Source organism: Clostridium sp. (assembly GCF_051656525.1).
GTDB lineage: Bacteria > Bacillota > Clostridia > Clostridiales > Clostridiaceae > Clostridium.
On record NZ_JBOGCC010000278.1, the window covers coordinates 18,573 to 44,053 of the forward strand.

A 25,481-nucleotide genomic window follows, 5' to 3' on the forward strand; every position below is an offset into this window, starting at 1 on the left:
GAGCTCCAATAAAGGATTCGTTATGTTAGAAGATAAGCTTACACTCATACAATGTGTTGCAATCCTGCATGCTGAAACAATCTACGTCAATGCCAAGGGTGATTATCATAAACTGATTGCTGATGCCTCACGTGGCGTTAAAACACCTGAGACTGTAAGCGACGGTGATGAGCGTGCAACACTTGTTTACTTAAAACGTTACATCGATGACATTCTCGCTGGAGATAAAGTCTTCGATACGCGCGCTTTGTTATCTGGATTGAGTGTATATTCAGCATTTGACAAAGCCAGTGTCAAATCGATCTCTGACATGGTCTCGTATGAAAACGATAAAAGAATGTCAGATGAAGAGAAACAAGACGAGGCTCGTAAAACAATTCACAGCATATCTGATGAATTGTATCGTGTTGTAAACCGTGCGAAGTTCCGACGTCAGTGTTTAACTACACTTTCTCAGGTAGATGATCCAACAATCAGTATTGATACACTGATTGAAACAATGCGGTTATCATTAGAAGCATCACGACCGAAAGCAAAACGCGGTAAGCCATCTAGCTTTATTGCATCTGCTTCTACTATTGAAGATGGTAGTATCGGTAATGTAATGCTTCGAAGTAAAGATGTTATTAGCGGCAAGTCATTAAAGACCGGTTGGAAAGGTATTAATGATATGCTTGGCATTAACGGTGGGGTTCGTCCAGGCGAATGTATCGTTATTCCTGCGCTACCGCACAACGCTAAGACAACATTCAGTTTAAGTATGTTTGTATCGATGGCATACTTTAACAAAGCAGAAGATTTCGTACCTACTGGCAAGAAAGGACTTTGGTGTCATTTCTCGCTAGAGAACGAATTAGAAATCAACATGCCTATCATCTATCGGATGATTAAAGAGCATGAAACCGGCGAAGCTGTCGACATTACAAATCTACCAACCGACGAAGCGGAATCTTATATTAAGAACGCAATTCGTAAGAATGGTTGGGATATCGTATTTGAACGACACGTAGGTAGTGATTTCGGCATTAAGGAACTGCGTGACTCACTGGAGAGCTTTGAGCAGGACAACTACTATATTGTAGGTGTGCTCATGGATTATGCTGGTGAAGCGAAAATGACTGGTTTAGGTAACGGTCAGAGTGGTAGTGAAGTCCGTGACTTCTATCGTCGCTTTAAAGATACTGGCAGTTGCCGTGATGCGGTGATGATGTCTCCACACCAGTTATCTCCAGCCGCTAAAGCTTTCCGTGCAATGGACCCACTTAACTATGTTCGTAACTTGCCGGGTAAAGGTTATTACGATCGCTGTACTACTGTGGATAACGTTGTTGACTTAGAATTGTTTATCGGTATTCAAGATCGTGAAGATGCAAGCTGGTTGGAAATCCAACGTGGTAAGCATCGTACGATTGTTGATACGCCAGTATCTAAGCGTTATACTGCTATGAAGTTTGCTGACGTTGGCATACTGCCATGGGATTTGGATAAAGAAGAATTACTGACTGTTAGAAACATCACCTCCTCGCAAGGTGGAATCGGTGACTTAAGTACTCCAATGTCTTGGGCTGCATAAAGGCAAAAAAAAAACAGAGGGCCCGCAAGGGTCCTCTGTAATACGCATAACTACTCAAAAATGAATAGTTATACCATTGTTAGTTAACGATGCTACATACATCGCTTGTGGATCATTTGCAATCAGCATACGACTACGATTAGCTTCGATCATGTGACGCAGGCGCTTGGCGTAGCACATATCCATACGTGGATAGGACACATACTTATCTTCACGTAAGCCTTGGCTATTATTACGCAGGCGCTTCTTTACTGGCTTATAGTACCAGTGTCCATCCTCAGGATAATTGAAGACTGCGCCAAAGTAACCATTATAATCGTCCAGCAACTGATGAGTTAACCATGGCTTAGCATCACCAACACGTGGCATATGTGAGGACATCATTGATAGACGATTTGTACTTGTCATATTTAAGTTCTCTAGTTTGTATGCTGAATATATACCTTTGCCATTTACGTGACATGCAATCGTTTGCGCTAATAGATTGCGGAGTCTTCGAAGCTCGTCTTCACGTTTTACAAATACTAAATCGTGTTCGTAACGAGTTACCAGCTTAGCGAAGTATGCAGACCGGTCAAACTCTACAGCGTACGTCATCCCTTAAACTCCAATAATTTTGTGTTCTTAATAACAGAGTTGATAATATCGATACGTGTAGCTTTATTACTAACACGCTCTGATTCAAATTCACTCTCGTCCATATGTGCCATAGTATTATTGCTAAGATAGACTGCCACGCCATCGAAATAATAGATCACTGTAACAGCCCGCGCTGTGGAACCATACGCCATGGCAATATTGTCCACAATGTTCATCATGGCTTTACAACGTTCGTCTCGTCGCTTTTCAGCCGCTATCTTAGCTAACCTTTCCCAATGTGGGGTATTGCGAACTACAAATGCTGTTGTACACAACATGAAAAATTCTCTCCATTCGGCAGGGGCTTCGGCCCCTACCTTATTAATTAAGCACAGTCATTTCGGGTACGGAAATACGAGATGTGTAATTACGTACTACATTTCTAATTACTGCAGTTACACGATTGTGGTGCATACGTCTTATTAACGGAAGTTCATTAACAATCAACATTGGTGGACGTGTTGCCTTCACGAGGTTTTCGTACATTACCATGTCCTCGTTTTCATACATGTATGTTTCTGGCAATCTGGCTTCCGTCTCGCCAGCAAGTGCAATATATGGCAGCTGTGTTAACGCACGATGTTTCTGAGCCAAGATTGCAGCTTCCGTTAATGTTGGACTGTCGGTGCGTCGCGACATTGGTATATCATGCGGTCCTGATCTGGACATGCGTTGGATGATTTGTACATTTGGATCTTTGGAACCATACTGCTCTTCGAAACCTTTTAATCGACGTATCAGAAACTGGCGTACTGTCTCTGGCACGTCTTCAGCAGATAATTCTTTGACCATCCTTTCTAAAGAACCGCCGTCGCGTAGTTTTACACCTACGATTTTTGGGTCTTCGCTTTCATTACCTGTTGTTGCACAGTGGGAACCAGACATGCTAGAGTTCTTAATTTTCATTTTTCAATCCTATTATTTAGGTAGGGGCCGAAGCCCCTACCTTATTAGTTACGCACGATTGGAGTGTTCTACGATGTAGCAGTTCGTAGTAACGATGTTTGTGGCAACGCTGAATGCGCCACGTGCAGCGTTAATTGTAACACGCACTGGATCATACACTGGGAAGTCACCTTTTGCCAGATCGATGTTCTCACCACGAATCAATTCATGGAAGTCACACCAGTCACGGCCATTGCCAGTGGTAGATGCCAATTCACGTACTAACACTTCACTGTTCTCTACACCACCGTTTTCCAGGATCTTTGCCATAGGTGCGATTAACACCGGCTCAAACATTCTCAGATGTTCTGGGAGGCGCGTAGACATCTTAGCCAGCACTGTACCGCCGCCAGGGATGATACCTTGCTCAACCAGACCCATTGCACGAACAGCATCGACCATACGGTCATGACGTTCACCGATTTCTGACTCAGTGCATCCGCCAACAGTGATGAATACGCGACGACCTAAGACGAAGCGCAAGATCTCATCATGTTGCACGTAACGTGTAGTCCCGATTGGGAAGTTGTTACGCATGTTGCGGATTGTTGTTGCAACCGCTTCTTCATCGAAGATATCCTTATTAGGATTGATGATCACATAATCATCATCGAATTCTACAGCGTCAACGCTACCGAATTCCATGGTTTCATAGCCATGCTCATATACTGGACATCCGAACATCGCTACCATCGCATCGATATATACTTGACGTACGGTACCGACGCCAGGGCATGGTGCAATTACAATCGGTGAGTTGCGATCGCGACGTTGGTTAATTGAAGTTACTTTCTCTTCCAAGCCATCACGCAGATGGTGGGCGAATACGATAACTGCACATTCTGGAGATTGAGCATTGATAATATCCAGAGTTGTGGATTCAACATAACCATTCACGATTGCTACTGCTGGCTTACCGAAGAAAGTAGCAGCACGGCCACGTGCTAACGCATCCACGGTTAAAGCGCGTCCAGACACCACACAGCCTTCGCGGATTGTAAGGATATCATCTTCACCACGAGACTTGTAAACGTCAATACGGCCACCACGTGCAGCCTCATAGGCTTTCATTGCAATATCTGCAATCGTGGTGTCACCGTTACCAGATACCAGTGCTACTTGGCGAACTGTATCAGCTGTAACTTTGAAACCAGCGGTAATACGAATCAGTTCGGCTTCTAACCATTCACGCATCTCCTTCAAACGCTCACGTACGTGAACTGTCAACATACCAGATTCACGCATCTTCATTGCTGCCACTGTAGCGTGGCGTCCCAGAACGATAGTGGTGGTGGTACCATCACCAGATTTATCGTCAGCTTGCTTAGAAGCTTGCAGGATCAGTTTTGCACCCAGTTGCTCCAATGGGTCAGCCAGATCAATACTGCGTGCAACGGTTACACCGTCTTTAGTAACAGTAGGTGCCAGTTCTTTTTGCACTGGCAACTCGATAACTACAGTGTGGGCATATACGCCCAAAGTGGAGCTCACTGCGTTATAGACTTTGTCAGCACCTTCGAACACTTTGTCCATTGCTACTTTACCGAAGTGCAGATCTTTAGGCTTGTACATCTCATTATCTCCGTTATAAATATACGATGGTGGAACTTCACACTGATAATATATGTTCGTATTATTTTACAGGAGAGGTCTCCCTCTCCTGTTTATCATCAGTCGATTTTAACTGGGCGAATCGCTACAGGGTCAATCGAATAAACAACCCATGCAGAATGCTCTGGGTGATACTTACGCATAGTACCGGTACCAGTCGATGGATTGTAGTCCAGCTCAAACTGTGAGTTTGCAGAGAAGTGGATATCTTTGGTGTTGATATCCAATACGTCTGCTGTACGGCGTAAATTACCGCCAGACATTACTGGGCCAGGAACAAACTGGTTGAATGCAATCATGTCATCGCAAATAACGATTGGCCATGCAGTCAGCAGCTCTTCTTCGGCATCAGTACCGATTTCCAGCTTGCGTGAAATAACCAGATGGTCTGTACGATGGATGTCTTCGTACTGTGCACCCATTACCGGAAGGATTGAAATCACTTCTACGTGATCTGTATCCATTTCACAGAACATTTCGTTGTTGATGAATGGCTCAACACGCAGTTCTTTTTCATGCGCAATCTGTGCAGCACGGCACAGCATAAGCAGCGTACTGTTTGGATACTTCTTGGAATCCAGCGCGTTATAGCCGGCCTTGAAGATATCGAACTTACGCTTCATTACATTAATGCGACGCACAGCATCATCAGAACCGTCGACTACTGCATATTCGCCAGACGCAACTTCTTCCCAGTTCACTTCGCCCGGTGTAACTGTACGTACTGAGAAGCTGATACGCCATGTACGGCTTTCTGGACCATCTACACATTCACGACGTACGCGTAAAGCGCCGCAGTAGTCTTCGGGGAATGTATCTTCGCCAATATATGTCAGGGTTAACTTAATTGCTTCAAAGCCAGCACGGTCAATTTCACGTGCGACAAATTCATTGTATTTCAAAGGTTCCACTTTTGTTTTCCTCAGTGATGTGGTTTCTCTACATTATAAGTTTAACGTATTGATTTTTTACTGTCTTGGCTGACGCTTAAGAAACAGTTTCATCATTACGTTTTCCTGATGGATCTTTTCAACTACACCCCTCTCAGGAATACTGGAGAAACTTTGTGCTGCTATCAACGTACCGTATAATGTGCGGATACGTTTCTCATCCTGAGTAATGAATGTAATAGCTGCGCCGGGTTTAAGTTTTGTGATATCGCCGTGTTCCCAAACGATCTCCACGATATCACCAGACTTGGCTGCCAGTAATGACGCCATATATGTTTCGTTAGAGATAAATGCTTCGTTAGGGACAATGATGTTCCGTTCACGACCATTGTAATTATCCGTATCGTATTCGACCAGATATTTCTCAGCCCCAGACGTAATACCCTCTGCTACGTTAGACGTACCGCCTAACAGTGTAGATGATTTACCATACATCGTACCAGTAGCACCATTCAGTGAATCAGAGTCACTGAAATTCGAGTGACCGGTGGTTCCTGACGCCAGTATAGTTAATGTAGTACCTTCCTGTCGGAAAGTGTTCTTAACGCTACTGTATCGGTTTGGCGGAGCATTAAGGATAACAATACGATGATTCTTTGTCATGTCTCCTTCTGAGCACACACCGTACGGTGGGAATATATACCAGACGCGATCTTTCATAAAACAAGAACAGCCCTGATTGTATATACCTACTTGCTGGTGGATTAGATTAGCCACACTCTTAACGTATGTACCGTCACGTACGACAATATCTTTAAGGCCCTTATGATAGCCTTCAGTAATATCGAAACCTGCTACTGCATCAGACATGCCGTATTCATCAGTTAGGTTGTGCTCACTCAATAATGAAATCAGAGCTTCGATTGGAACGGTCTTATTGAAGATACTGCCGGTCTGCGCTAATCGCATATCGAATGTTGCATGATCAATACACTGGAACGTTACTGGCACTAGAGATATATGATCCAGCTCACGAATATCTGCGGAACGACTATCGTTGTTCATTAGCTTAGGATCGACGTTATCAGACAACACCAATCGATACTTATACGACAATCGTACTTTACCGTAGATGTCTTTAGCTATCAGTGTACCTTCTAATCTGTTTGCGCCAGGCAATATCAGATTAGTTACCTCAGACGGCTTAAACAATGCAGTAACTAATATTGAACTGAATGCATCATCGAGATAGTTCTCAGTGATGTCTTTTGATGAGATCATATTACTTACAATACGTGCGCTACCGATGTTGATAACTAACTCCCACTGTTTACGTGGGATTTCACGCATTGTTCTGATGTTCTCATCGATTATAATTTCGATGGCTGCTCTTGACATATGTACGTTCTCCTTCTACTTTAGCGCCTTGGCGTTTCAAGTCAGCGTCACGATACTTGCGCACATCGATACCACGAGCTGCACAGTGTTCGAGTATGTCTAACCAAATATCACCGTTAAATTGGAATCGGAACGGGTTATGGTGCTTGTTAGTACCTTTACGATACAAAGCCATAATGTCCCACATATGTGTGCCTCTACGATACTTATCAGCCAGACCGTGCTCACGTGCAATCTTATAAATAAGCTTTGCGAATACGTGAAACTGATGCAGTCCCTCTATAGGTACACGTGCGATTAGTGGACCATCAGCTAAGAAGTCTCTCCAGTCTCCCAAGTGACCCATAATATCATCATACACCTTAACTGTATCAGTAGCATCGTGAAATCTGATATCAATACCGTCAGCTGCCCATGATGCAAGGTATGCTGGTGACAAATGATCTTGTATTCTATCGCGTAGCATTGCGTTCGCCACATCTTTATCGGGATGCTGATGCATCCCGAACTTCTTGATGTACTCTGGCTCGTAATAGTCGCATGCTGGGATAGATACCAAATAATACCGATGGAATAATCGATCGGCATAAGTATCTATAACCATATTGGTTTTCTCCGCGTTGATGAAATGATTGTAATCAGAATCGGCGTTAGATAGAACCGTCTGATGTACTCCATGGTAGGGATAGCCTTGGCTAAATCAATTAGCTTATTAACGTTCACAGGATCTGATTTGAGCATCGATGCTAATAAACGCTCAATAGTACACATCTTTTCAACATCGCCGCTGTAGAACGCTTCTGAGAGCACATATGTGCTACGACCAATCACTGGGAAGTCTTCTGATTCCTCTTGGCTACCATAATCTACTGTGGTAGGATAAAGTCGATTGGTATCCGTATTTTCGTAAGGGCCTTTCACGATTGGGTACATAACTACTGCATAAGGCGAGTACGTAATATTACGCATTCTAGCATGTACGTTAAATTGCTTCACAGGATACGGTCTAACGTCACGAGTGACGTATCTTAGACTTTCATAGCCTTCTTGCTTTAAAAGCCACCAGAGTGTCTTACAGCGCGTTAAATCGAGTGCTCCGACACCCCATGTGGTTGCAGGCCTTTGGACATCTTCTAATCCGATATATCTGATATAATCAGAGATTAAAGGATCGAATACGGTAGAACCGTCTGCTGTGGGCATACGGAAAGAGAAACGAGCTTGGTCCCAGAACGTGTCTAAGTAGTCACGATGTAAATCATCTAGGATTTCTCCGAGCGTCTCGTATTTCTTTTTCGTGTCTTCATCTAAGAACGGCGTATTAAAATAGTCAAACAAAGACTCATCATAATACATGGTCCTGATTGACTTGGCTTCTAAGTTCTGTAGCATCTCCATATTGTCGATGCCAACTAACTTATAGTCCACACGGTATGCTGAGAACTTGAGATGACTTAGTTTCTCGACATCGGTGATCGTAAAGATACCTGTAGATGCGCCACCAGCATCTGCTACAAACATATCGTACTTGTTAGGCGGCATAACATAATACATGTCAGCGCTACCTACAAGATTAAACTCTTTCGAGTCTGTATCTTGAGACGATGGATTGAGCGGTGATGTAACCCGAAGGATCATATCACGATAGCAATGATATTGCTGGTTAACTGGATTAGCTTTTAAATCCAGCGGACGTAACGTATCATCCTTTCCGACAACGCTGCTATAGTAGACCGCTTTCATCGGGGCACCAGATAAGTGTGGCGCTAATCGAGAATGATCCAAGTACGTGGAATCCACAACAGCTGTTCGCTCAGGGCGTAATACTACCGTGGGTTTAAACTCCGTGGTGCCTTCAAGGTTCTTTCGCTCGCCAGTATTAACACTAACAATTGTATCACCTTGTTTTACCACTTTAGCTTCGCGGCGACCGATCATTAATCTTGTCTCCTAACAATAATCGAGCTGAGATGTATCTGTTTGGTTTTCGGTACGTCATCTAACTTACCGATCTCATCGATAATGTCATCCCAACCGGGCCAATCTGGATTAAAGTCAACATCTACGCTACCATCTGGATGCACAATTGACTTATCGCGAGTAATCCCATCAATCTCCCACCAGTGTACGTAATCGTCTGGCCATTTTGGTTTAACGTACTGGTCGTTCCATGGGAAGATATCTGGGTAGTAGCTATTACGGTTATCGCCAGTTAAAACTGGATACAGACCACCGCCTGCAATATTGTCATTTGGTTCCCACCCAGGGAATAACCATGGGTATTCGATACAGATAATCGGATGGAACTCGGTAACGTACTTTAAGAACCAGCCAATGTTACTTGCAATCGATAAACGTCCGTATGGTGTTGTCTTATCCGTGGATGTATCAATCGTAATTACGAAACGGTATTCCTCGGTTAGGTCAACATCAATGCCCTTAACCCAAACGTTCAAATCTTGGTCGATATGAATCGCTTTATAGAGTGGTCTACGGAATGCATAGATATATGCCTTGAACAACGAGTCTCCGCCAGTTGGATCTTTGGCATACGACATACGGATATAGTCTAATGTCTCTTTGGTAAACTCGATTTCTTCGAAGTCTGCCAGATTGCATATAAACTTATCTGTTGCTGCTGACAAATCAGGTTGTTCTGCTGGCAGTATCTCACCGAACTCTAGGAATGCTACGATCACTTCTTTTTCAGTAGGAGATCTGTGCTCTGTCATAAAGGTCGGCATACCAACAGGTGGTGTTACTATTGGCAATGGTATGTATTCATGGTGTGTGGTAAACTTATCTTGAGCATATACCATATCATCTTTCTGATAGCTCTCGATATTTACAGTTGCTGGTAACTCAGTTACATGCCAGAGGAACTCAGGAATGATTGAGTTATTCACAGTACATGGATAATCGATTGCCATACCTTCTGGCCAACCGATGTTAAACTTATATGATACTCGTGCTGTATACGTGGCATTGGTTTCGTCTTTGTCAGCACGGATTTCACCAAGCCCTTCCATGATTACGTTAATACGACCTAACGTACAACGAACAACCATGCAATCTGCACTGCCGGTATCTGTTGTTGTGGTCGTTACGTTTTTATGCATTATCCGTTTCAGATATTCATCGAATGTCTCTGTCGGAGTAACGCGTTTAGCGCCTGTTAAGTACATTGCCTTGGCAACTGTAATAACTTCATCAGGCACTACGTAAAAGAATGTAGCTTCTGTCTCGAATACGTCACCATACATAGCTGTACGGCGATGCATTGTGTTAAGCCACTCAGATGCAGCCCCACGTGATTGGAACCGTACAGACATATTTACAGTTACGTTATGTCTAGCATGCGCTGGCGTTGCACGAATACCAACTACTGGGTCGTGTAGTATTGGCAATTCAAACTTATAGCCGATTGCACGGTCTATCAGGTTGAATGTATCTCGTTGTTCCTCTATCTCTACTGAGATGCGTTGTTCTGTACCAAATGCGACTTTGGTTGCTTCACCAATCTGTGTATTTGGCTGTGCTTTGTTATCATCGAAGTCTGTGAAGTGTAAGTAATCAGAATCTATGCCTAGTTGCACTAGGGTATTCTGGACTACGCTCAACATACTTGCACGTCTTACAGTGTTACCGTGGTCTGGAATCTCTACAAATATTTTTGGCATGGTCTGAACCTCCAAATGAAACAAAAAGGCAAAGCAGGAGGGGCCGAAGCCCCTCCTGTGGTTTTGCTAATTAATCATCAACGGTATACTTCTTCAGGGAAGCTTGTACAACGCTGATGTTGGCTTGGATGTACGCAGTCGCAGACTTACGGTAGATCACATCCATTTCGACAGCGTTTTCGAAGTTTGCTTTCGCAACTTCTACCGCTTTACGCTTGTCAACCAGCTTAGACGAGTCAACATCTTTCTTATCGAAAGCTTTGCCGAACTGATCTTTCGCTTTGGAGATCTTGGTTTTCAGTTTCTCCATCTCAGTCACAGTCTTGCGACGCTTCTGATAGTACTGGTTCAGAGAAACTGCCGCATCGAACGCTTTGTCCAGACCGTCAGTCATTTCGGACACTTCTGGAACTTCAGGTTCGTGATCTTTATAGGTAGACGCGGTTACGTCAGCCCACTGCCAGCGCTGGTTGCCATCGCCATCAGTGTAGTACAGTACTGCACCACCAGGCATTGGAACGATGCGACGACCTTCTTTGTTGGCTGACGCTGGGAACAGCTTAGACAGCTTGGTGTCATTACCGCGAGAGGTAACGATTTCGATGTCTGCTGGTTTTGGTGTAGATGCACCGCCGCCGCCGTTTACTGCTTGCTTGGTGATCAGCTCGCCAGCAGCGTCCAGGTACCAACCACATGCAACATCCAGTGCATTCATCGCAGTAGCGAACTTGTCGGTCTTGGAGATACCGAGGATGGAATTTACTTTATTACCGGTAGCTTCAACCAGTGGCATCAACTGCCAGCCAGTACCTGCAGCCAGAGTTTCACCCTTCGCTGAACCGCGCAGCTCGCGAACTTTCTTACGCAGTTTTTCGATACGGCCTTTTGCAGACTTACCAACGTTTACGTATTTGTCCCAGATGGCACGCAGGTCGCTGATACGCTTCAGGATCCATTCGTATACGCGTTTGAACACGCCACCAACAGTATCCATAATGCCTTCCAGACCCAGGCGAGTCGCATTCAGGCGGCTGGAACCTTGGAAGTTTTCAACACCCAGCTTTTTACGCTTGATGTTCCAGCGATTAGCAATCGCTTCTACCGCAATTTCGGTAGAACGTGCTGCTGGCTCAGACATACCACCTTCTTCCAGAGAAGCGATAACAACTTCCGCTTGTTCGATAACATCACGCAAGTCTTCTGCCAGCTGTTCGCCGTCGGCAGTGGCAACAGCTTCGTCAGCTTCGCCTTCTTTGGTTTCAACCAGTTGAGTTTCAACGGATTCTTCAGGACGCTCGGTGATTTCACCAGCACCTTCTTCCGCGCTCACTTCATCATCTTCAACGCTTTCAAAACCCAAACGTGTGCGACGTGACATAATTCACTTTTCCTTTAAATTAAAAAATAAAATCATTTGCCCATAAAAAGGCAATGGCGGTGAGTCAGTCACCCACCGCCAGAAGATTAATCTTCGGTGGAGTAGTGCTTCATGGATTCGGTAACGTAAGTAGTTACGCCCTGAATCATGTTGACCGCGGTACGGCGATACATGTTTTCCAGCTCGACCGCAGACTCGAACTTCGCTTTGGCCGCGTAAACTTCTTTACGCTTATCGCTTACCTTGTTAGAATCGACGTTCTTCTTGTCGAACTCTTTGTCGAAGTTACGTTGCTTGCGAGAGATGTCTTCTTTCAGCTTGCGCAGCTGAGTCTGAACTTTTGACATCTTCTGGTAGTACTGGTCCAGAGCAGATGCGGTATCGAACGCCATGTCCAGCATGTTGGTCATGGCAGAAGTTTCCAGCACAGGTGCTTGGTAATCTTCTACTTGTTCGACGGTCATTTCTTTATAAGTCAGGCAATCGCAGTCGTCGCCGTCCTTATATGCGATTACAACACCACCGTAAGTCAGACCGATATGGATACCTTCACGCTTAGCAGAAGGTGGAATCAGAGATGCGAACTTACGCTCACTACCACCGATAGTCCATACCAGCTTGGCATTTTCCAACTGACCGATATCGATCTTGGTGCCGTTCAGCTTGATGTTTGGATCGTCGGAAGTCAGTGATGTAGCGGCTTCGTTCAGTTCTGCTGCGATCATGCTGTTCAGCGCATCGCCACCATTGTTGAATGCTGCACGATCCAACTTAACCACTTTTTCCAGTGCTGCTTTGGTAGAAGCCAGTTTATAGATCTTCTTACCTTCGATCGTTTCATTGGTATCGCGAGTACCGCGCAGGTTCTTAACGCGATCACGCAGTTTTTCGATACGCTTCTTGGCAGACTTACCGGCGTTGGAGAACTTCGCCCATGCTTGCTGAATTTGATCGATCTTTTGCAGGATCCATTTCCAAACACGGCTAGCGCCTTCACGAACGGTATCAACGATACCTTCGAATGCCAGACGAGTTGCATCGCCACGGCCAGAACCTTGGAAGCTCTCGAAGCCCATCTTCTGGCGCTTGATGCCCCAGCGCTTGGCGATAGATTCAACTGCCAGCTCAGTAGAACGTGCAGCGATTGGATCCAGACCGCCTTCGGCCATAGAGTCTTCAACGTTGCGAGCGTGATCTACCAGAGACACCATGTCGCTACCCAGCTGATCAAGGTCAACCGCTTCAACCGCATCAGCGATTGTGTCGTCGGCTACTTCGACCAGGTGTGCTTCAACGGTGTCTGATGGATCTTCGACCAGCGCCAGCTCATCGCTGATTTCAGCGTTGTCATAATCTTCAAAACCTAAACGGATACCACGAGCCATTGGATATTTCCTCAATTAACGTTAATTATCGTTCATCTGCTTGGAAGCAGATTTCTACCATTCTGGCAACGAACAGTAACATCTCTACAAAACCGCCAGGATGTGACACCCACTTAAAGATTAACTGTGCGTCGTTCATACTAAGAGGTGCGGTATACAGGGGTTTTATGAGATTTGAACGTGAAGCGGTGATGCGTGGATCGATACGTGAGGCACCGATTGTTACGGCTGTACCGATGTTACCCACGACATTAAATTTAGTTACTTCTGCGTTGTTTCTAATCGCAGCGGCTACGACCCCGTCCCACGTTACAGCTCGCCCAGGTGCTTTACCCGTCTCAACAAACTGCATAGCGCGATTAAAGTAGTCATATAATGTGCCGCTGGAGGCACCCATATCTTCGAGCAGACGTTTATGATGCACGCGACGTACAGTGTGCATATAACGTACAGCTACACGAATACCCATATCAAAAGCATCATAAGTACGATGTTTATCTCGCCCATAAATAAATAAGTCAGCTACACTACGTGCAGTATTGACATCTTGGATGGTCAGGCGATTAGAATCGGCATCATAACGATCGTCAAGGGCTTGGATGATTTCAGCCATGTCCATGATATCACCCTCAGAGTTTGTATTTCTTGGTCAGCTGCGCCAACTTATAATCCAGATCGCGGATACGCTCTTCGTGGATTGAAAGTTCTTTCTCCAGCGCTACGTCACCTTCACCACGCTCGAGTCGGTTCTTAATTAGCAGTACACGATAGTGCAATGCTTTTTCTTGGGCAGTCAGACGCTCAAACTCTTGTGCTTGTGCTTCAACACGAGACAATCGGTAGTGATACAGCATTGACAGCGGCCAGCTCAGGTTAGCAAAACCGAATGGGTTAGCGTTACCGCCGCCCAGAGCGATTTGTTCTGCTTCACCTTCAGCTGTTTCTGCGATACGCATTTGTGGCAGGGTTTTGATACCGCGCTTTAACTGCTCGGTAGTCATAGCCATGATCTTCAATGCTTCAATGTAGTTTACTGAATTGGCGACGATTGATTCGTAAACATTTGGCGAAATGCCAGATTTACGATCTCGGCCATCCAGAGTATTGTACTCTGTTGCCGTCATCCAGTTCAGCAAAGTCGCAGTATAGGTAACTACGAAATCTACAGTTTCAGCATATTGCAGGATAACTGCTTTGGTAAAGGTCAGGCCGCTACGGAAGATCTTGGTTTCGAAACTACGGTTAGCTTCAGAAATGATCACCGGAATACAATGCTGCATGTTTTTCAGAACTGCTTGAATAGCTTCAATGCCTGAGCAGTCACGTGGTAACTTCAAGTGGTCTTGAGTACGAACTGCTTTAGCGATCTTATTACTGATCTCAATTAGTTCAGCATTCTTCCACTTGTATTCATGTCCCAGTGTAGACACGAACATATCAGTGCCAACCAGGAGGTTGTTAGTGATTTGTTCCTGTGCCGTTTCAAGGTTTAATTTGACTGCCTTAGATTCCATTGAAGGCAACAGTTTGGCAGCGTATTGATACAGGCTCATCGATGACTCCTTAATAAGACGGTGCAGCGCCTGCGGTGTATGCACGCAGAACGTCTTCTACTTCGGCTCCGCCCTTCTTGTTAGCGCGCTTCAACGCATCTACGGAAACGGTTGTTTTCTGGTCAATACCACGGTGATAGAACGTTACCTGTTCCCACTGGGTATCAACTACAACCATGATCATAGTATAAGTTGATTCGAACACACGCTGACGGATTGCGTAGTCGTCCAATTCACCACCCATTTCCAGTTCCAGCTCTTCAGCTTGGCGAGTAGTAAACGCCAGAATAGCGGAAGCGTTGTTTACTGATGGACGCAGTGAGAACAGACCAGACAGGAAGTTCTTAGAACGCTTGCTCAGAATGTGGCGATAGAACTTGGACTTGTCTTTGATGCGAGTACGACGCGCTTCATCGATCAGGTCATTCAACATGATCAAATCGTGGAACCAGTGCAGAGAACCGGCACGCACGCGAATCAGACGCTCTTTAAAAGAGTTGTTGGTGCTGCCTGAGCGCAGGATACCTAACATTGTTGCGTCATCTACGTCGGATACCATCAGACGCACTTGCATGTTTACTGGCTTGCGATTGCCGTTTGCTTCGAATACAACTTCGAATGACTTACCAACAGACAGGTTAGCCAGCTCACGCAGGTCGGCTTGAGTAGTACGACCGAAAGACATACCGCGTTCATCACGAACGTCTTCGATAGCTTCGAAACCGCGCTTACCTGACTTAGGACGCTGTGCGTTTAACAGCATACCGGAGATCTCGGGATTAGGCAGACCATACTGCCAGCTCTCTGTACCCAGGAAGCTGTGTGCTTTTGCACCGGCGCCTAACAGAGAATCCAGTGGATCACGATTGGTGTTGATCTGGTCGAGAATCTCTCTGTCATTAATGCCATCAATTTCTACCAGTGTAGAAATGGCAGACAACATGTATGAAGTTACCAGCGTCAAGCACGACTGCATAATTTCGTTTGAATATGGCAAAGCTGCCACATCAGAAGTTACCAGTGTTAGGAACTCGTTGCGCGTGTTGCTCGATACTTCAATGATGCTATCGCTCCGAGACTGCTTTACCAGTCCCGCGAGTCGACTAATTACCGTGGAGACTACTGGTTGCAGTTCTTCCAACATATGCAAACTCCCAATTTTACGAGGTAGATTATGTCCGACGAATTACCCAATGCACTACTTGATAGCATAGGTGTCGAGGATGCAAGAAAACGATCCAAAGAAAATGTTAGAATCGCCTCTGGGCGCGGCGAAGGAGAGGCTGCAACAGCTGGCCTATTCAGCGGTTTTAACCATAGAAATGCACCTATCGATTTACCGCGCAACACTGACCGGATCGGCTATACCTTCTTTACTCGCACCGATGTTAACTTTGACCTTAACAATATAAAGCGTTCTCGCTTCTTGACAGAAGCACTACGCGCTGGTCATAGTTCGTATACTGCAGCAATTATGGCAATGCTAGATCCGCAATGTGGTATCTTCTCTCAGATGAAGGACACTTACGGTGGTCCAGATAGACCAAACCAAGCATTCATGCCTGAAGGCGAGTATGGTATGGTGGGTGGTAAAATCCACAATGAAGTAGGCTTTGACAACAAGTGTGCATTCATTCCAATGTTGTCTAACCTGCTTGTATCTTTGTCTGGATTCCCTGATTCTTCTCTAGACGTATATCGTACTGAAGAAGGTATCATGCGAGAACAACGCTCATATCCAGACAGTACACGTAATACTAACGGCGCCATTACTCTCTCTGCTACATTCAGTAATATTGCTGGCGACCCAGTCTCTGTCCTGTTCAACATGTTGATTGATTACATCGCACGTGTTAAAGACGGTACGTTCTTACCACGCTGGGAAAACATGTTACAGCGTCGTGCTGATTACGAGATGCGTGTCTATCGTTTATTGACGGACACCACAGGGCGATATGTAACCAAGTATGGTATTGGTAATGCGATGTTCCCATTGAATGATACTATGGGTGCATTTATGAACGTGCCTAATGCCAATAATGGTATCATTGCCGACATCGACCAGCTCAACGTTACGTTTGAATGTAACGTTACTAGTTACAATGACCCAATCATTAAGCAAGAATTTAATGAAGTGGTTACGATGTTCAATCCAGACATGATTCGTGCGTCCAGTTCTAATGCTGCTTTCAAACCACGCAGTGATAAACTTATTAAGCTAGATGGTGCTGCACGTATCTACTGTAACACTCACGGTTATCCGCATCTCGATGTAAATACCAATGAGCTATCGTGGTGGGAATACAGTGATGTTATTGATCGACTAAAAGGTCGCAGTGCCGATCCTGTAGAAAAACAAGCAGTCAATACTTTCACTGGTATACCAGGTTATGTATTACCGCCGGTTGGCGAGGATGGATTAGTCCCACTCGAACCTTGGATACCTTTCTGATTAGAGGTTAGTGATGAGTACAAAGCTTAAAGATGTAGTCAATGAAATGGCTGCATATATCTACAACCCGGATTCATTAATCGATATCGGTCTAGATCGCTTACGCGACTTCAGTGATCCAGATAAAGACATTATGTTGATGGATCCATCTGACCCTGTGGTTTACACGGTTGAGAACTCTGCACTATATGCACATGCTGCTATTACACATGACTGGCATTGCATGACAAAGACGTATCCGCGTTTAGCAATGACACGTGCTGACCTGTATGCGCATATGTCGGATAAGGATCATGTTGATCTCTTTGACCAGCCAGCTTCCACAGTTGCAATGTTGCTAATCAATAAAGAAGAGATTATCAAGCAGGCCGTTCCGCCACAGTCTTCTGGTATGCGTCGCATCATCATTCCACGTGATAGTAAGTTCATGGTGGATGGCTACGCATTCACAATGCAGTATCCTATTGAGATTCGCGTATTGCCGTCTGGTGGTTTACGTATCGTGCAACTTAACGATAGTGAATCACCGGTCCGTGTAATGGACACCAACAATATCGACTGGATGGAAGTAAATAAGGAAGTAGAAGGACGTGCTTATACTTGTATCGCTATCAATATTCCAGTGATGCAATATGATATTCGTTCAACTATCTCTCCGTTAGTTACCGGTATGTCTTTCGCTCAGAAATTTGCGTACGAAGATAAGTTCTACTTTGCACGCGTGTGGATGCGGACTGGGAAAGAGTGGGTTGAGTTGAAAACAACTCATAACCAGTTAGCTATCAACGTAACAGACCCAACAGCATACCTGCAAGTTAACGACGGTACGATTCAGGTTAAGATTCCTGATATCTACATCCGTCAAAAGCTGGTGGCTGGTGAGATTCGTGTTGATGTCTACACTACCAAAGGTGTTATGTCTGCTGACTACGGCGGCTACAACTCGGATGCCTTCACAATGGCTATCCGTGATATCGGTGGTGAGATAGATCCATACCTGATTACGCCATTTGAGAAACTGACTTTCCGTCAGGTGTATTTCCAACAGCGTATATCTGGCGGTCGTACTGCTTTAACTTTCGAACAGTTAAAGAACCGCGTAATTGACAATGCCGTTGGTCCACGCAAGATCCCAATTTCAGAAAGTCAGCTTGAAGCTACATTATCTGATATGGGATATACGGTAGATCGCTCTATTGACTTCGTAACTGACTTACAGTTCCATGTTTCTAAAGAGTTGTTGCCAAGCACCGTCAAAGACCTCACAACACCGTGCGGTTCTACCAATGGGATTATCCGTACAACCTTCACTGATCTCGTTAAACAGCCTTCTGTGTACGATAATGGACGTCGTATTACATTAGGGCCTAAAACACTGTACGAAGATCAATTCGGTACATATGCCGTGCACGAAAAGACTGTTGATGACTTGCATCTATTACCAGCAGTTCAGCGTGCAGACTACATTAATGGTCGTCGACTGTTCTTCAGCCCGTTCTATTATGTACTGGATTCGAATAGCAATGTGTTTGAGGTGCGTCCTTATGATTTGGACTCTCCTGCAATCACAAGCAAGGAATTCATCGAGACTAATATCTCTCTTGAGTTGGATATTGGCGTTGGTGAGTGTCGGTTATCCAAAGAAGACGATGGCTACCTACTGCGTATTGTAACGCGTTCAGGTGACGCTGTTAAACAATTGGATAATGATCAGGTGGAAGTACAGTTGTGCTTCCGTGCACGTAACTCTGAAGGATGGAGCCGCTTAGATGGTAAACTGGTTGGTTATTATGGCGACGATAAGCCAGAACGTGTATATGATTTCCCAATCAAGTCAACTATGGACATTGACAAAAACCATGATTTGATTGTGCGTAACTTTACCATCAATGGTACTCAAGTAACTGACCAGGCGCTACGGTTAGATGCTGAGTTCCATATTGTATTTGGTGTTAATGGTTACACTACACCGAACTACAAGCCAGGTAACATCGAAAGTATCCTCTATCCTAAAACCAATGCTACTAAAGGCGTAACTCATGAAGTGATTCATGTTCACCTAGGTGATCACTTGAAAGCACTGTGGGCCAACTGCCGTAGTGATACTGGTGGTGCTGAATATCTGTTACATGATACAGATGTTCCAGCGCGGTATGCGTCACGTGTATACAAACGGGAGAACGGTGTATTCGTTACAGAAGTCGGCGAAGATGGTCAGAAACGTTTGGTTATTGAACATGAAGCTGGCGATATCCAGTATGAGCCAGATGGTGTAACACCAGTAATTCAGTTTAAAGCAGGTACACCGGTTTATAGCAACGGTCAACCTATTGTACTTAATGAACGTACTATCTTACGTCGTTTAGAGTTGTTCTTGTTAGATGGTCGTTACGCTGTTTGTGACCAGCCTGACGTTATGGACTACGCTAAGCAAGTTAAAGAAGACTTGAAGAAGTCGGTATTGTTTGATCTTGAATTTGTTAACAAAGCCAAGCATAGTCAAACCGATTTCTTTATCTATCCACGTAACAACATGGGTAAAGTCTGGGTACGTTATGCGGATAACACTCAGAATCAGATTCCGGCAGAGCTGGCATTTATGTTCGAAGTGTATGTTAGTGAAACTGTACGTACTGACTTTGTCCTTACGTCTAAGATCACTGACACTATCCGCAGTACTGTTAATAAACTGCTTAAAGACTCGACAGTATCCGTTTCTAAAACATTGGATACTATTCGTAAATCTATTTCGGATTCTATTGTGGATATCGAGATGGAAGCGTGGGGAGATGAGCAGGATCAGAAGGTTTACACAATGATCAATCCGAAAGATCAGTTGACTATGAGTAAAGTCGCGTATGTAACGCCAGATGGGTTTGTTTCATTGCGGGATGATGTTCGTATCAGCTGGGGTCGTCTGGATGAAGACCTGAAAAAATAAGGTAAAAAGGAGAGGGGCGTGAGCCCCTCTCAATAACTGTAACCCGTCACAAAATTGATAACGAAGTGCGATTGCGGGCGTCACTAAAATATCCCACATGCCAACTGAAAAGCGCACGCACATACTAAAAGAGTTAAAGGTCGGTTTGCATTACCACAAGCATCGTCTCGGTTGACTTCTGTGCAGCCTCGATGTTGCGACAGTACTGTACCATATCCCTTGAACTCTCCACAGCTGTCTCCAGGAACATACGGATAGATTCCATGAAGTTACCTGTGATGCCGTGACCAGGACCAATCATTAAGCGCTTCTCTTTCTCGGTTAACTCGTTAGCAATCTTACGAGCAACGATAGCTTTGCGCTCCAGACGTTTTGCAGTTACTTCGATTTTGTTATTGAATCGAGCAAGCTCACGACTCTGGCCTTCCATACACGCTTCGATTACCTTCTCACGGTTTTCGATCTTCAGACAGTGACGGATAAGGTCAGCAATCCGATGGATCTTAGCCGGGAACAAATCAGGGCCGCGGTTGATAGACTTCGGTAGGGTGTTGTTGAACCGACTTTCACGGCATGCTTCGAAAGTCTTATTCCACAGTAGTACATCAGACGGTGTATGTCCTAGCTGATTTGGGCGATGTGCTTGGACAGCCTTGTACTTAGGTTCTTTTAGTCCTAAGTTAACCATGAACAAATGCGGACTTTCTGGAGCCGGAGAATTGCGCACCATTGTCATTACACGGTTACGCTCTTCTTCAGGACGTGTCTTCAGCCAGGTGATGTTGTTTTCATCACCGAACATTGTCCGTAACATACGACCCATCATATTCGTGAACTCTTTGTCTTCCATGAGATCATCGAATGATTTGTCCAGGTTCTTGGTGATTGCCTGAAGCATCTTAGTTGAGTCATCTACGATAATCTCAACACCTTCCATCATTGCACCTGCTTGCTCCAGGTCTTTCCGACGGAAGTACTTGTCCATCTGGATACGTGCAGGCGATTGAGTAGAAGAGTCGTACCGTTGACCATAGCGACTGGAGTCAGTTACTTTTGTGTAACCGTGCGCTTGGTCGTGTGAGATGCACGGTACCTTATCCATGAATCCGCAGAATGAGAAATCGAATACTGCGTCAGGATGGATGATCATATATAGCGGTAAAATGAATGCTGGGTCGTTGTTCTGTCTAGCCACATCAGCATCAGTGCAATGTGGGAACAGGCGACCAAACCAAGTCATTAGACGCGCATACACAATCGAGGCTTGTTCTAAATTATAACGATCGTCTTGAGTGACGAGCTTCATCAGTGTTTCCACGGTATGTGGAGCACTATCATAAGCGCCGTACTCTTCAGCCATTCGTTTAAGTTCGGGCTGTGGATTACGCTGAATCTCATCAATCCAGTTCTGTGCAGTTTCCATCTCTTTGCTGAGACGGCTCTCTGCTTCCTTCTGGAACTCCCGCGCTTTACGCGATGCGTTGCTACCGCCACCGCCTCCACCGCCTCCGCTGCTGCTACCAAACAACCAACTGAAGATCTTAATCAGTAATGTGAAAACTAAGCCAAACCCCAGGATCACCGACAGCAATTGCTTGAAGTTAATTGCTTCGAGTGCCAACTCACGTCCAGTGTTAGATGGGTTAACTGTTAATTTTCGAGAATCCATACCTCGAATAGAGCCTCCTAAGAGGCTCTCTAATCCAAGTCCAGATTCGCGGCAAATGCCCTCATTACCGATACGTGTCTTGTAGCGTTCTAACTCTTGAATGAGTCGTTGGTTATCTTCGACCGCCTTAAGCTCATTATCGATATCGAGTTCCATTATTGCTCCCGGATAATACCTGAGATGGTTTTGGAGAATGGACCAATCCAAGCGTTATACTTGTCGGTCAGGTCTTTACCTTCGAACACTGTCATCTGCTTACGATGTTCTGCGAAGTCCACGATAAACATCGGAGTGTTAACGATGTTATAGCGCATCAGCCAAATATCACGGATTGTACGCATGATATAATGCGTGTTACATAGCTGAATCTCGTTGATATCAGAAACGATTTGTTCTGATACTTCACGAGCTACGCGATCGAAGTAAGTACCGGACTCTTCAATCTTGCCGATTGGGCAGATTGTTGAATACGCTACCGCAGCCGATACGATATTGTTAAGCAAGAAGATACGTTCTTTACCTTGCAGTCCAGAGTTTGCTTGGAAGTTGCGTACAACTTCACGTAAGCCCAATGCTGACATGCTTTACTCCTCAGAATGAATCCAGTTGTGCCTTAGCCACAAAAAGATCGTTGTTCATTAATTTTTCCAGGGTCTGCTGGAATTCACGTGAAGCTTTGATCTTACGGCCTGTTGGAATCAGGTAATGCCAAATCGCTTCCAGTACATCAGGCTTATCTTTCAGAGTAGCTAATGCTTCATCCAGAACTTTGATGTTTGAAACGATCGCATCACGTGCATCTGTGTCGGCCTGCTTCAGAGAGCCAACCATTTCATTACGAATACGGTTGAGTCGCTCCTCTGGATCGTCGTAAATCTTGAACTCTGGGTTACATCCCACAATCAAGACTGCAGACAGTAGACTGAATAATGCAAAGCCAGACACTGCCAGATAAACCAGAGATGCCAATACAATCACAGTACCGAAGACGTTAATCAGGATGTGTGATAATGTACTGCGAGTAGAAGAACTACCGTACATCTGATAGATCTTGGCTAACCCAGTACCTAACTCTGCGCCAAAACCATGACGTGTGGCGAATTGGTCAGATACGAATTCAAAACCACGCAGTGTGTACATCTCATCACCTTCAGCACTACGACGCTGCTTAACAGTATCGGATACCAAGTGGATGAAGATAGACTCTGCTGATTCGGAATTACAGATTGTCTCTTTGTCTTCCAGCGTTGCATCGACCGCTTTCTCATATGCAGTCAGTAACTTAACGCGATCTACGTCACGCCCAGTCTTGAGGACCTTCTGCGTGGTATAGAGTGCAGCGTAGTTGATACCCACCAGCTCAATCAGGCATTCAAAGTAGTAGAATACGTGACCGATTTCATGAGAAACAATTGCAGCAACTTCTGCATCGCTGAAGCGTTCGGTGTTTTCCAACAGACCGCGTGTGATATATAGAGGCACAGACATCTTACTGAATGTACCTTCTACTCGGGCGTTCTTACGGTCGATAATCCCGTTAAACTTACCGTTGGTGAAGTTTAGGACCTGTTCCAAATCGGTATTCGATTGCCAACCGCGCATGAAGTTCGGTATCAGCGGATTGTTGCGATCAAGCGATGGTACATACACGTACGCATTAACCAACGGTGTCATATCGCACTTAACACGAATGTCAATACCGGTTTCTTCTTTGATGGCTTGCATAATACCACTGGCATTAACGCCTTCAGCAGTATACACGCCAACAGAACGCAGTTTATGCACAGCATCGATTAACCGAGACTTCAACTTTGAATTCATCTGATAAGCGATTGCTTCATTACCGATACGGTATTCTGGCATGAACTCAAATAGTGGATGTGAGTATGGCATCAGTCTTTTTCCTTGAACTTATTGGAAATGTCGGCCAGTACATTTGAGATCTGGTCATACGTTGACTTGATACGCAGTGCGTAGCCAGCATGCTTGGTGATTGACTGTGCCAGAGCAGAGTAAGCCATACCAATTTCAGTATTGCCGTCAGTCTGGATCGTGGCCATGTTCTTGGCATCGCTTTCGGTAAAGTCAGACTTACCTAATTCTGATGCGCAAGCGCTCCACTGCATAGCCATTGCTGCGATACATCGTTCAATACCTGCACGGACACCGCTACTGGAATCATCGTACATTGCAACGGTCTTACCGAACTCTTCTTCGCCGATTGCTTTCTGCTGTGCAGACAGACCAGAGCCAGGCAAACCAGCATAGATGGAGTAAGTACCTTTTGAGATGTCTGCCAGAGTATTGTGGGTTGACTCTGACACTTCACCGACTTTCTTGCCTTCGATGATATCACGCAAAGTAGGGTTCTGTGTCCACTTAACGCCAAGCAGCTTGGTCAGCATTGTCTTCAGGAAGCCTTCCTTAGCGTTACTGTCTTTGAACTCACTAACGCTTACAGTAATGCCGCCTTCTTGATACGCCTTGACGATTTCGCTTACACGCTTGTCAATGGAATCGCCATCTGCCAACGGTTTAGCCACCAGCGGTATCAGCTTACATACCCATGATACGTATTCGATCAGGCCTTGGAGCTCTTGCACTTTGACCATGTCTTGTACTAACCAGTACTGAGGTACGTTTTCTTTCTTCTGCAATAACTGATACAGAATCGGCAGTGCCCCATCACCGAACTTAGGATCCATCAGTGTGATAACGCGGTCACAAAGCGCAGCTGTGGTGGAAGGTTGGAAATCAAACTTCTTAGCACAACCAATCGCATAGTTAACTACGCCGACAACTGTTTTGTCCTTGCCTGCGGTTTTCTCTTCCAGTAGCTTTTTACTTTCATCATCGGTTGGTAACGCGATGCTTGATACTTTGGTAGCGTAGTTGCCAGACGCTTCTGATGCAGTACCATTACTGGATTTATCGGCCGGCTCTTTCTTAGAGCTGTCCATCTTGCTGCGAATCCATTTGTAGAATCGGTATAGTGCATAGCCTACACCACCAGCCAATGCTGCACCAACTGCAATAGTACCGCCAGTGCCGAGCATACCGGCAGCACCTTTTGCGGCTGCAGCCACATCAATTGCTTCCATCGCTAGCTTACGGCCAGTATCTGATGGATGCATTGTCAGCTTACGAACGTTGATACCGTGGCCTACTAAAGAACCAGGTGATACTTGTTCGGCAGCATAATACAGTTCACGAGACATGCCATCACGTGCGATTTGATTACGGATATTTTCCAATCCTAAAATCGTATCGGCGTGTGACGACTTGCCTGTAATACTGTAGTTCTGTAGAGGATCGAACTCATCCATTAAATAATACTCCTGTCGATATTATATGTTTGGGAAGCCGG

The 25,481-nt window shown here is 45.1% G+C and carries 21 protein-coding genes; 3 read left to right on the forward strand and 18 right to left on the reverse strand.

Annotated features, from left to right (window positions below; all coding sequences use genetic code 11):
• The first annotated feature begins 22 nt into the window (after positions 1 to 22).
• On the forward strand, positions 23 to 1,573 hold the full coding sequence (locus ACRDDY_RS13715; RefSeq protein ID WP_438565507.1) for a DnaB family ATPase: 1,551 nt from the start codon (positions 23 to 25) through the stop codon (positions 1,571 to 1,573).
• 54 nt (positions 1,574 to 1,627) lie between these two features.
• On the opposite strand, the gene ACRDDY_RS13720 is transcribed toward ACRDDY_RS13715, so the two are convergent.
• From ACRDDY_RS13720 to ACRDDY_RS13785, 14 genes are all read right to left on the reverse strand, one after another.
• Positions 1,628 to 2,170 carry a hypothetical protein gene (locus ACRDDY_RS13720; RefSeq protein WP_438565508.1) on the reverse strand — a complete coding sequence of 181 codons (543 nt, stop codon included), beginning with the start codon at positions 2,168 to 2,170 and terminating at the stop codon, positions 1,628 to 1,630.
• Positions 2,167 to 2,490: a hypothetical protein gene (locus ACRDDY_RS13725; RefSeq protein WP_438565509.1), complete on the reverse strand. Its 324-nt coding sequence runs from the start codon at positions 2,488 to 2,490 to the stop codon at positions 2,167 to 2,169. The genes ACRDDY_RS13720 and ACRDDY_RS13725 overlap by 4 nt, the downstream gene beginning before the upstream one ends.
• A gap of 43 nt (positions 2,491 to 2,533) precedes the next feature.
• Positions 2,534 to 3,118: a hypothetical protein gene (locus tag ACRDDY_RS13730; protein WP_438565510.1), complete on the reverse strand. Its 585-nt coding sequence runs from the start codon at positions 3,116 to 3,118 to the stop codon at positions 2,534 to 2,536.
• A gap of 48 nt (positions 3,119 to 3,166) precedes the next feature.
• Positions 3,167 to 4,729 carry a TCP-1/cpn60 chaperonin family protein gene (locus ACRDDY_RS13735; RefSeq protein ID WP_438565511.1) on the reverse strand — a complete coding sequence of 521 codons (1,563 nt, stop codon included), beginning with the start codon at positions 4,727 to 4,729 and terminating at the stop codon, positions 3,167 to 3,169.
• Positions 4,730 to 4,827: 98 nt separating this feature from the next.
• On the reverse strand, positions 4,828 to 5,670 hold the full coding sequence (locus tag ACRDDY_RS13740; RefSeq protein WP_438565512.1) for a hypothetical protein: 843 nt from the start codon (positions 5,668 to 5,670) through the stop codon (positions 4,828 to 4,830).
• 66 nt (positions 5,671 to 5,736) lie between these two features.
• A complete protein-coding gene (locus ACRDDY_RS13745; protein WP_438565513.1) occupies positions 5,737 to 7,056 on the reverse strand; it encodes a hypothetical protein in 1,320 nt (439 codons plus the stop codon).
• On the reverse strand, positions 7,022 to 7,660 hold the full coding sequence (locus ACRDDY_RS13750; RefSeq protein ID WP_438565514.1) for a hypothetical protein: 639 nt from the start codon (positions 7,658 to 7,660) through the stop codon (positions 7,022 to 7,024). Before ACRDDY_RS13750 ends, ACRDDY_RS13745 begins: the two co-directional genes overlap by 35 nt.
• Entirely contained in the window at positions 7,651 to 8,994 is a 1,344-nt protein-coding gene (locus tag ACRDDY_RS13755; RefSeq protein ID WP_438565515.1) for a hypothetical protein, read from the reverse strand. The genes ACRDDY_RS13750 and ACRDDY_RS13755 overlap by 10 nt, the downstream gene beginning before the upstream one ends.
• Positions 8,994 to 10,736, reverse strand: coding sequence for a hypothetical protein (locus ACRDDY_RS13760; protein ID WP_438565516.1), 1,743 nt, complete (start codon positions 10,734 to 10,736; stop codon positions 8,994 to 8,996). The genes ACRDDY_RS13755 and ACRDDY_RS13760 overlap by 1 nt, the downstream gene beginning before the upstream one ends.
• A gap of 70 nt (positions 10,737 to 10,806) precedes the next feature.
• Positions 10,807 to 12,114, reverse strand: coding sequence for a hypothetical protein (locus tag ACRDDY_RS13765; RefSeq protein ID WP_438565517.1), 1,308 nt, complete (start codon positions 12,112 to 12,114; stop codon positions 10,807 to 10,809).
• 86 nt (positions 12,115 to 12,200) lie between these two features.
• Positions 12,201 to 13,499 (reverse strand): hypothetical protein, encoded by a 1,299-nt coding sequence (locus ACRDDY_RS13770; RefSeq protein WP_438565518.1) that lies wholly within the window; start codon positions 13,497 to 13,499, stop codon positions 12,201 to 12,203.
• Between the two features lie 25 nt (positions 13,500 to 13,524).
• Entirely contained in the window at positions 13,525 to 14,118 is a 594-nt protein-coding gene (locus tag ACRDDY_RS13775) for a hypothetical protein (RefSeq protein ID WP_438565519.1), read from the reverse strand.
• A 10-nt stretch (positions 14,119 to 14,128) separates the two neighbouring features.
• Positions 14,129 to 15,052 (reverse strand): hypothetical protein, encoded by a 924-nt coding sequence (locus tag ACRDDY_RS13780; RefSeq protein WP_438565520.1) that lies wholly within the window; start codon positions 15,050 to 15,052, stop codon positions 14,129 to 14,131.
• A gap of 10 nt (positions 15,053 to 15,062) precedes the next feature.
• Positions 15,063 to 16,196 (reverse strand): hypothetical protein, encoded by a 1,134-nt coding sequence (locus ACRDDY_RS13785; protein WP_438565521.1) that lies wholly within the window; start codon positions 16,194 to 16,196, stop codon positions 15,063 to 15,065.
• 30 nt (positions 16,197 to 16,226) lie between these two features.
• Between ACRDDY_RS13785 and ACRDDY_RS13790 the strand changes: the two genes are divergently transcribed.
• Both ACRDDY_RS13790 and ACRDDY_RS13795 read left to right on the forward strand, forming a co-directional pair.
• Positions 16,227 to 17,504 carry a hypothetical protein gene (locus tag ACRDDY_RS13790; RefSeq protein ID WP_438565522.1) on the forward strand — a complete coding sequence of 426 codons (1,278 nt, stop codon included), beginning with the start codon at positions 16,227 to 16,229 and terminating at the stop codon, positions 17,502 to 17,504.
• 13 nt (positions 17,505 to 17,517) lie between these two features.
• Positions 17,518 to 20,445, forward strand: coding sequence for a hypothetical protein (locus tag ACRDDY_RS13795; RefSeq protein ID WP_438565523.1), 2,928 nt, complete (start codon positions 17,518 to 17,520; stop codon positions 20,443 to 20,445).
• A 133-nt stretch (positions 20,446 to 20,578) separates the two neighbouring features.
• Here the strand turns inward: ACRDDY_RS13795 and ACRDDY_RS13800 are convergent, their stop codons facing one another.
• Genes ACRDDY_RS13800 through ACRDDY_RS13815 form a run of 4 tightly spaced genes read right to left on the reverse strand, consistent with a single transcriptional unit; the run spans position 20,579 to position 25,440 of the window.
• Entirely contained in the window at positions 20,579 to 22,270 is a 1,692-nt protein-coding gene (locus ACRDDY_RS13800) for a hypothetical protein (protein WP_438565524.1), read from the reverse strand.
• Complete coding sequence (locus ACRDDY_RS13805; RefSeq protein ID WP_438565525.1) at positions 22,270 to 22,695, reverse strand: hypothetical protein; 426 nt, start codon at positions 22,693 to 22,695, stop codon at positions 22,270 to 22,272. The genes ACRDDY_RS13800 and ACRDDY_RS13805 overlap by 1 nt, the downstream gene beginning before the upstream one ends.
• Positions 22,696 to 22,705: 10 nt before the next feature.
• A complete protein-coding gene (locus ACRDDY_RS13810) occupies positions 22,706 to 24,007 on the reverse strand; it encodes a M48 family metalloprotease (RefSeq protein ID WP_438565526.1) in 1,302 nt (433 codons plus the stop codon).
• A complete protein-coding gene (locus tag ACRDDY_RS13815) occupies positions 24,007 to 25,440 on the reverse strand; it encodes a hypothetical protein (RefSeq protein ID WP_438565527.1) in 1,434 nt (477 codons plus the stop codon). The genes ACRDDY_RS13810 and ACRDDY_RS13815 overlap by 1 nt, the downstream gene beginning before the upstream one ends.
• Positions 25,441 to 25,481 lie beyond the last annotated feature (41 nt).

What these genes read in the sequence shown, in the direction of transcription:
- ACRDDY_RS13720 (WP_438565508.1), bottom strand. Translation starts at nt 2,170, where the DNA reads ATGACGTACGCTGTAGAGTTTGACCGGTCTGCATACTTCGCTAAGCTG.
- ACRDDY_RS13800 (WP_438565524.1), bottom strand. Translation starts at nt 22,270, where the DNA reads ATGGAACTCGATATCGATAATGAGCTTAAGGCGGTCGAAGATAACCAA.
- ACRDDY_RS13715 (WP_438565507.1), top strand. Translation starts at nt 23, where the DNA reads ATGTTAGAAGATAAGCTTACACTCATACAATGTGTTGCAATCCTGCAT.
- ACRDDY_RS13795 (WP_438565523.1), top strand. Translation starts at nt 17,518, where the DNA reads ATGAGTACAAAGCTTAAAGATGTAGTCAATGAAATGGCTGCATATATC.
- ACRDDY_RS13725 (WP_438565509.1), bottom strand. Translation starts at nt 2,490, where the DNA reads ATGTTGTGTACAACAGCATTTGTAGTTCGCAATACCCCACATTGGGAA.
- ACRDDY_RS13775 (WP_438565519.1), bottom strand. Translation starts at nt 14,118, where the DNA reads ATGGACATGGCTGAAATCATCCAAGCCCTTGACGATCGTTATGATGCC.
- ACRDDY_RS13755 (WP_438565515.1), bottom strand. Translation starts at nt 8,994, where the DNA reads ATGATCGGTCGCCGCGAAGCTAAAGTGGTAAAACAAGGTGATACAATT.
- ACRDDY_RS13750 (WP_438565514.1), bottom strand. Translation starts at nt 7,660, where the DNA reads ATGGTTATAGATACTTATGCCGATCGATTATTCCATCGGTATTATTTG.
- ACRDDY_RS13770 (WP_438565518.1), bottom strand. Translation starts at nt 13,499, where the DNA reads ATGGCTCGTGGTATCCGTTTAGGTTTTGAAGATTATGACAACGCTGAA.
- ACRDDY_RS13765 (WP_438565517.1), bottom strand. Translation starts at nt 12,114, where the DNA reads ATGTCACGTCGCACACGTTTGGGTTTTGAAAGCGTTGAAGATGATGAA.
- ACRDDY_RS13805 (WP_438565525.1), bottom strand. Translation starts at nt 22,695, where the DNA reads ATGTCAGCATTGGGCTTACGTGAAGTTGTACGCAACTTCCAAGCAAAC.
- ACRDDY_RS13760 (WP_438565516.1), bottom strand. Translation starts at nt 10,736, where the DNA reads ATGCCAAAAATATTTGTAGAGATTCCAGACCACGGTAACACTGTAAGA.
- ACRDDY_RS13735 (WP_438565511.1), bottom strand. Translation starts at nt 4,729, where the DNA reads ATGTACAAGCCTAAAGATCTGCACTTCGGTAAAGTAGCAATGGACAAA.
- ACRDDY_RS13785 (WP_438565521.1), bottom strand. Translation starts at nt 16,196, where the DNA reads ATGTTGGAAGAACTGCAACCAGTAGTCTCCACGGTAATTAGTCGACTC.
- ACRDDY_RS13730 (WP_438565510.1), bottom strand. Translation starts at nt 3,118, where the DNA reads ATGAAAATTAAGAACTCTAGCATGTCTGGTTCCCACTGTGCAACAACA.
- ACRDDY_RS13745 (WP_438565513.1), bottom strand. Translation starts at nt 7,056, where the DNA reads ATGTCAAGAGCAGCCATCGAAATTATAATCGATGAGAACATCAGAACA.
- ACRDDY_RS13780 (WP_438565520.1), bottom strand. Translation starts at nt 15,052, where the DNA reads ATGAGCCTGTATCAATACGCTGCCAAACTGTTGCCTTCAATGGAATCT.
- ACRDDY_RS13810 (WP_438565526.1), bottom strand. Translation starts at nt 24,007, where the DNA reads ATGCCATACTCACATCCACTATTTGAGTTCATGCCAGAATACCGTATC.
- ACRDDY_RS13790 (WP_438565522.1), top strand. Translation starts at nt 16,227, where the DNA reads ATGTCCGACGAATTACCCAATGCACTACTTGATAGCATAGGTGTCGAG.
- ACRDDY_RS13815 (WP_438565527.1), bottom strand. Translation starts at nt 25,440, where the DNA reads ATGGATGAGTTCGATCCTCTACAGAACTACAGTATTACAGGCAAGTCG.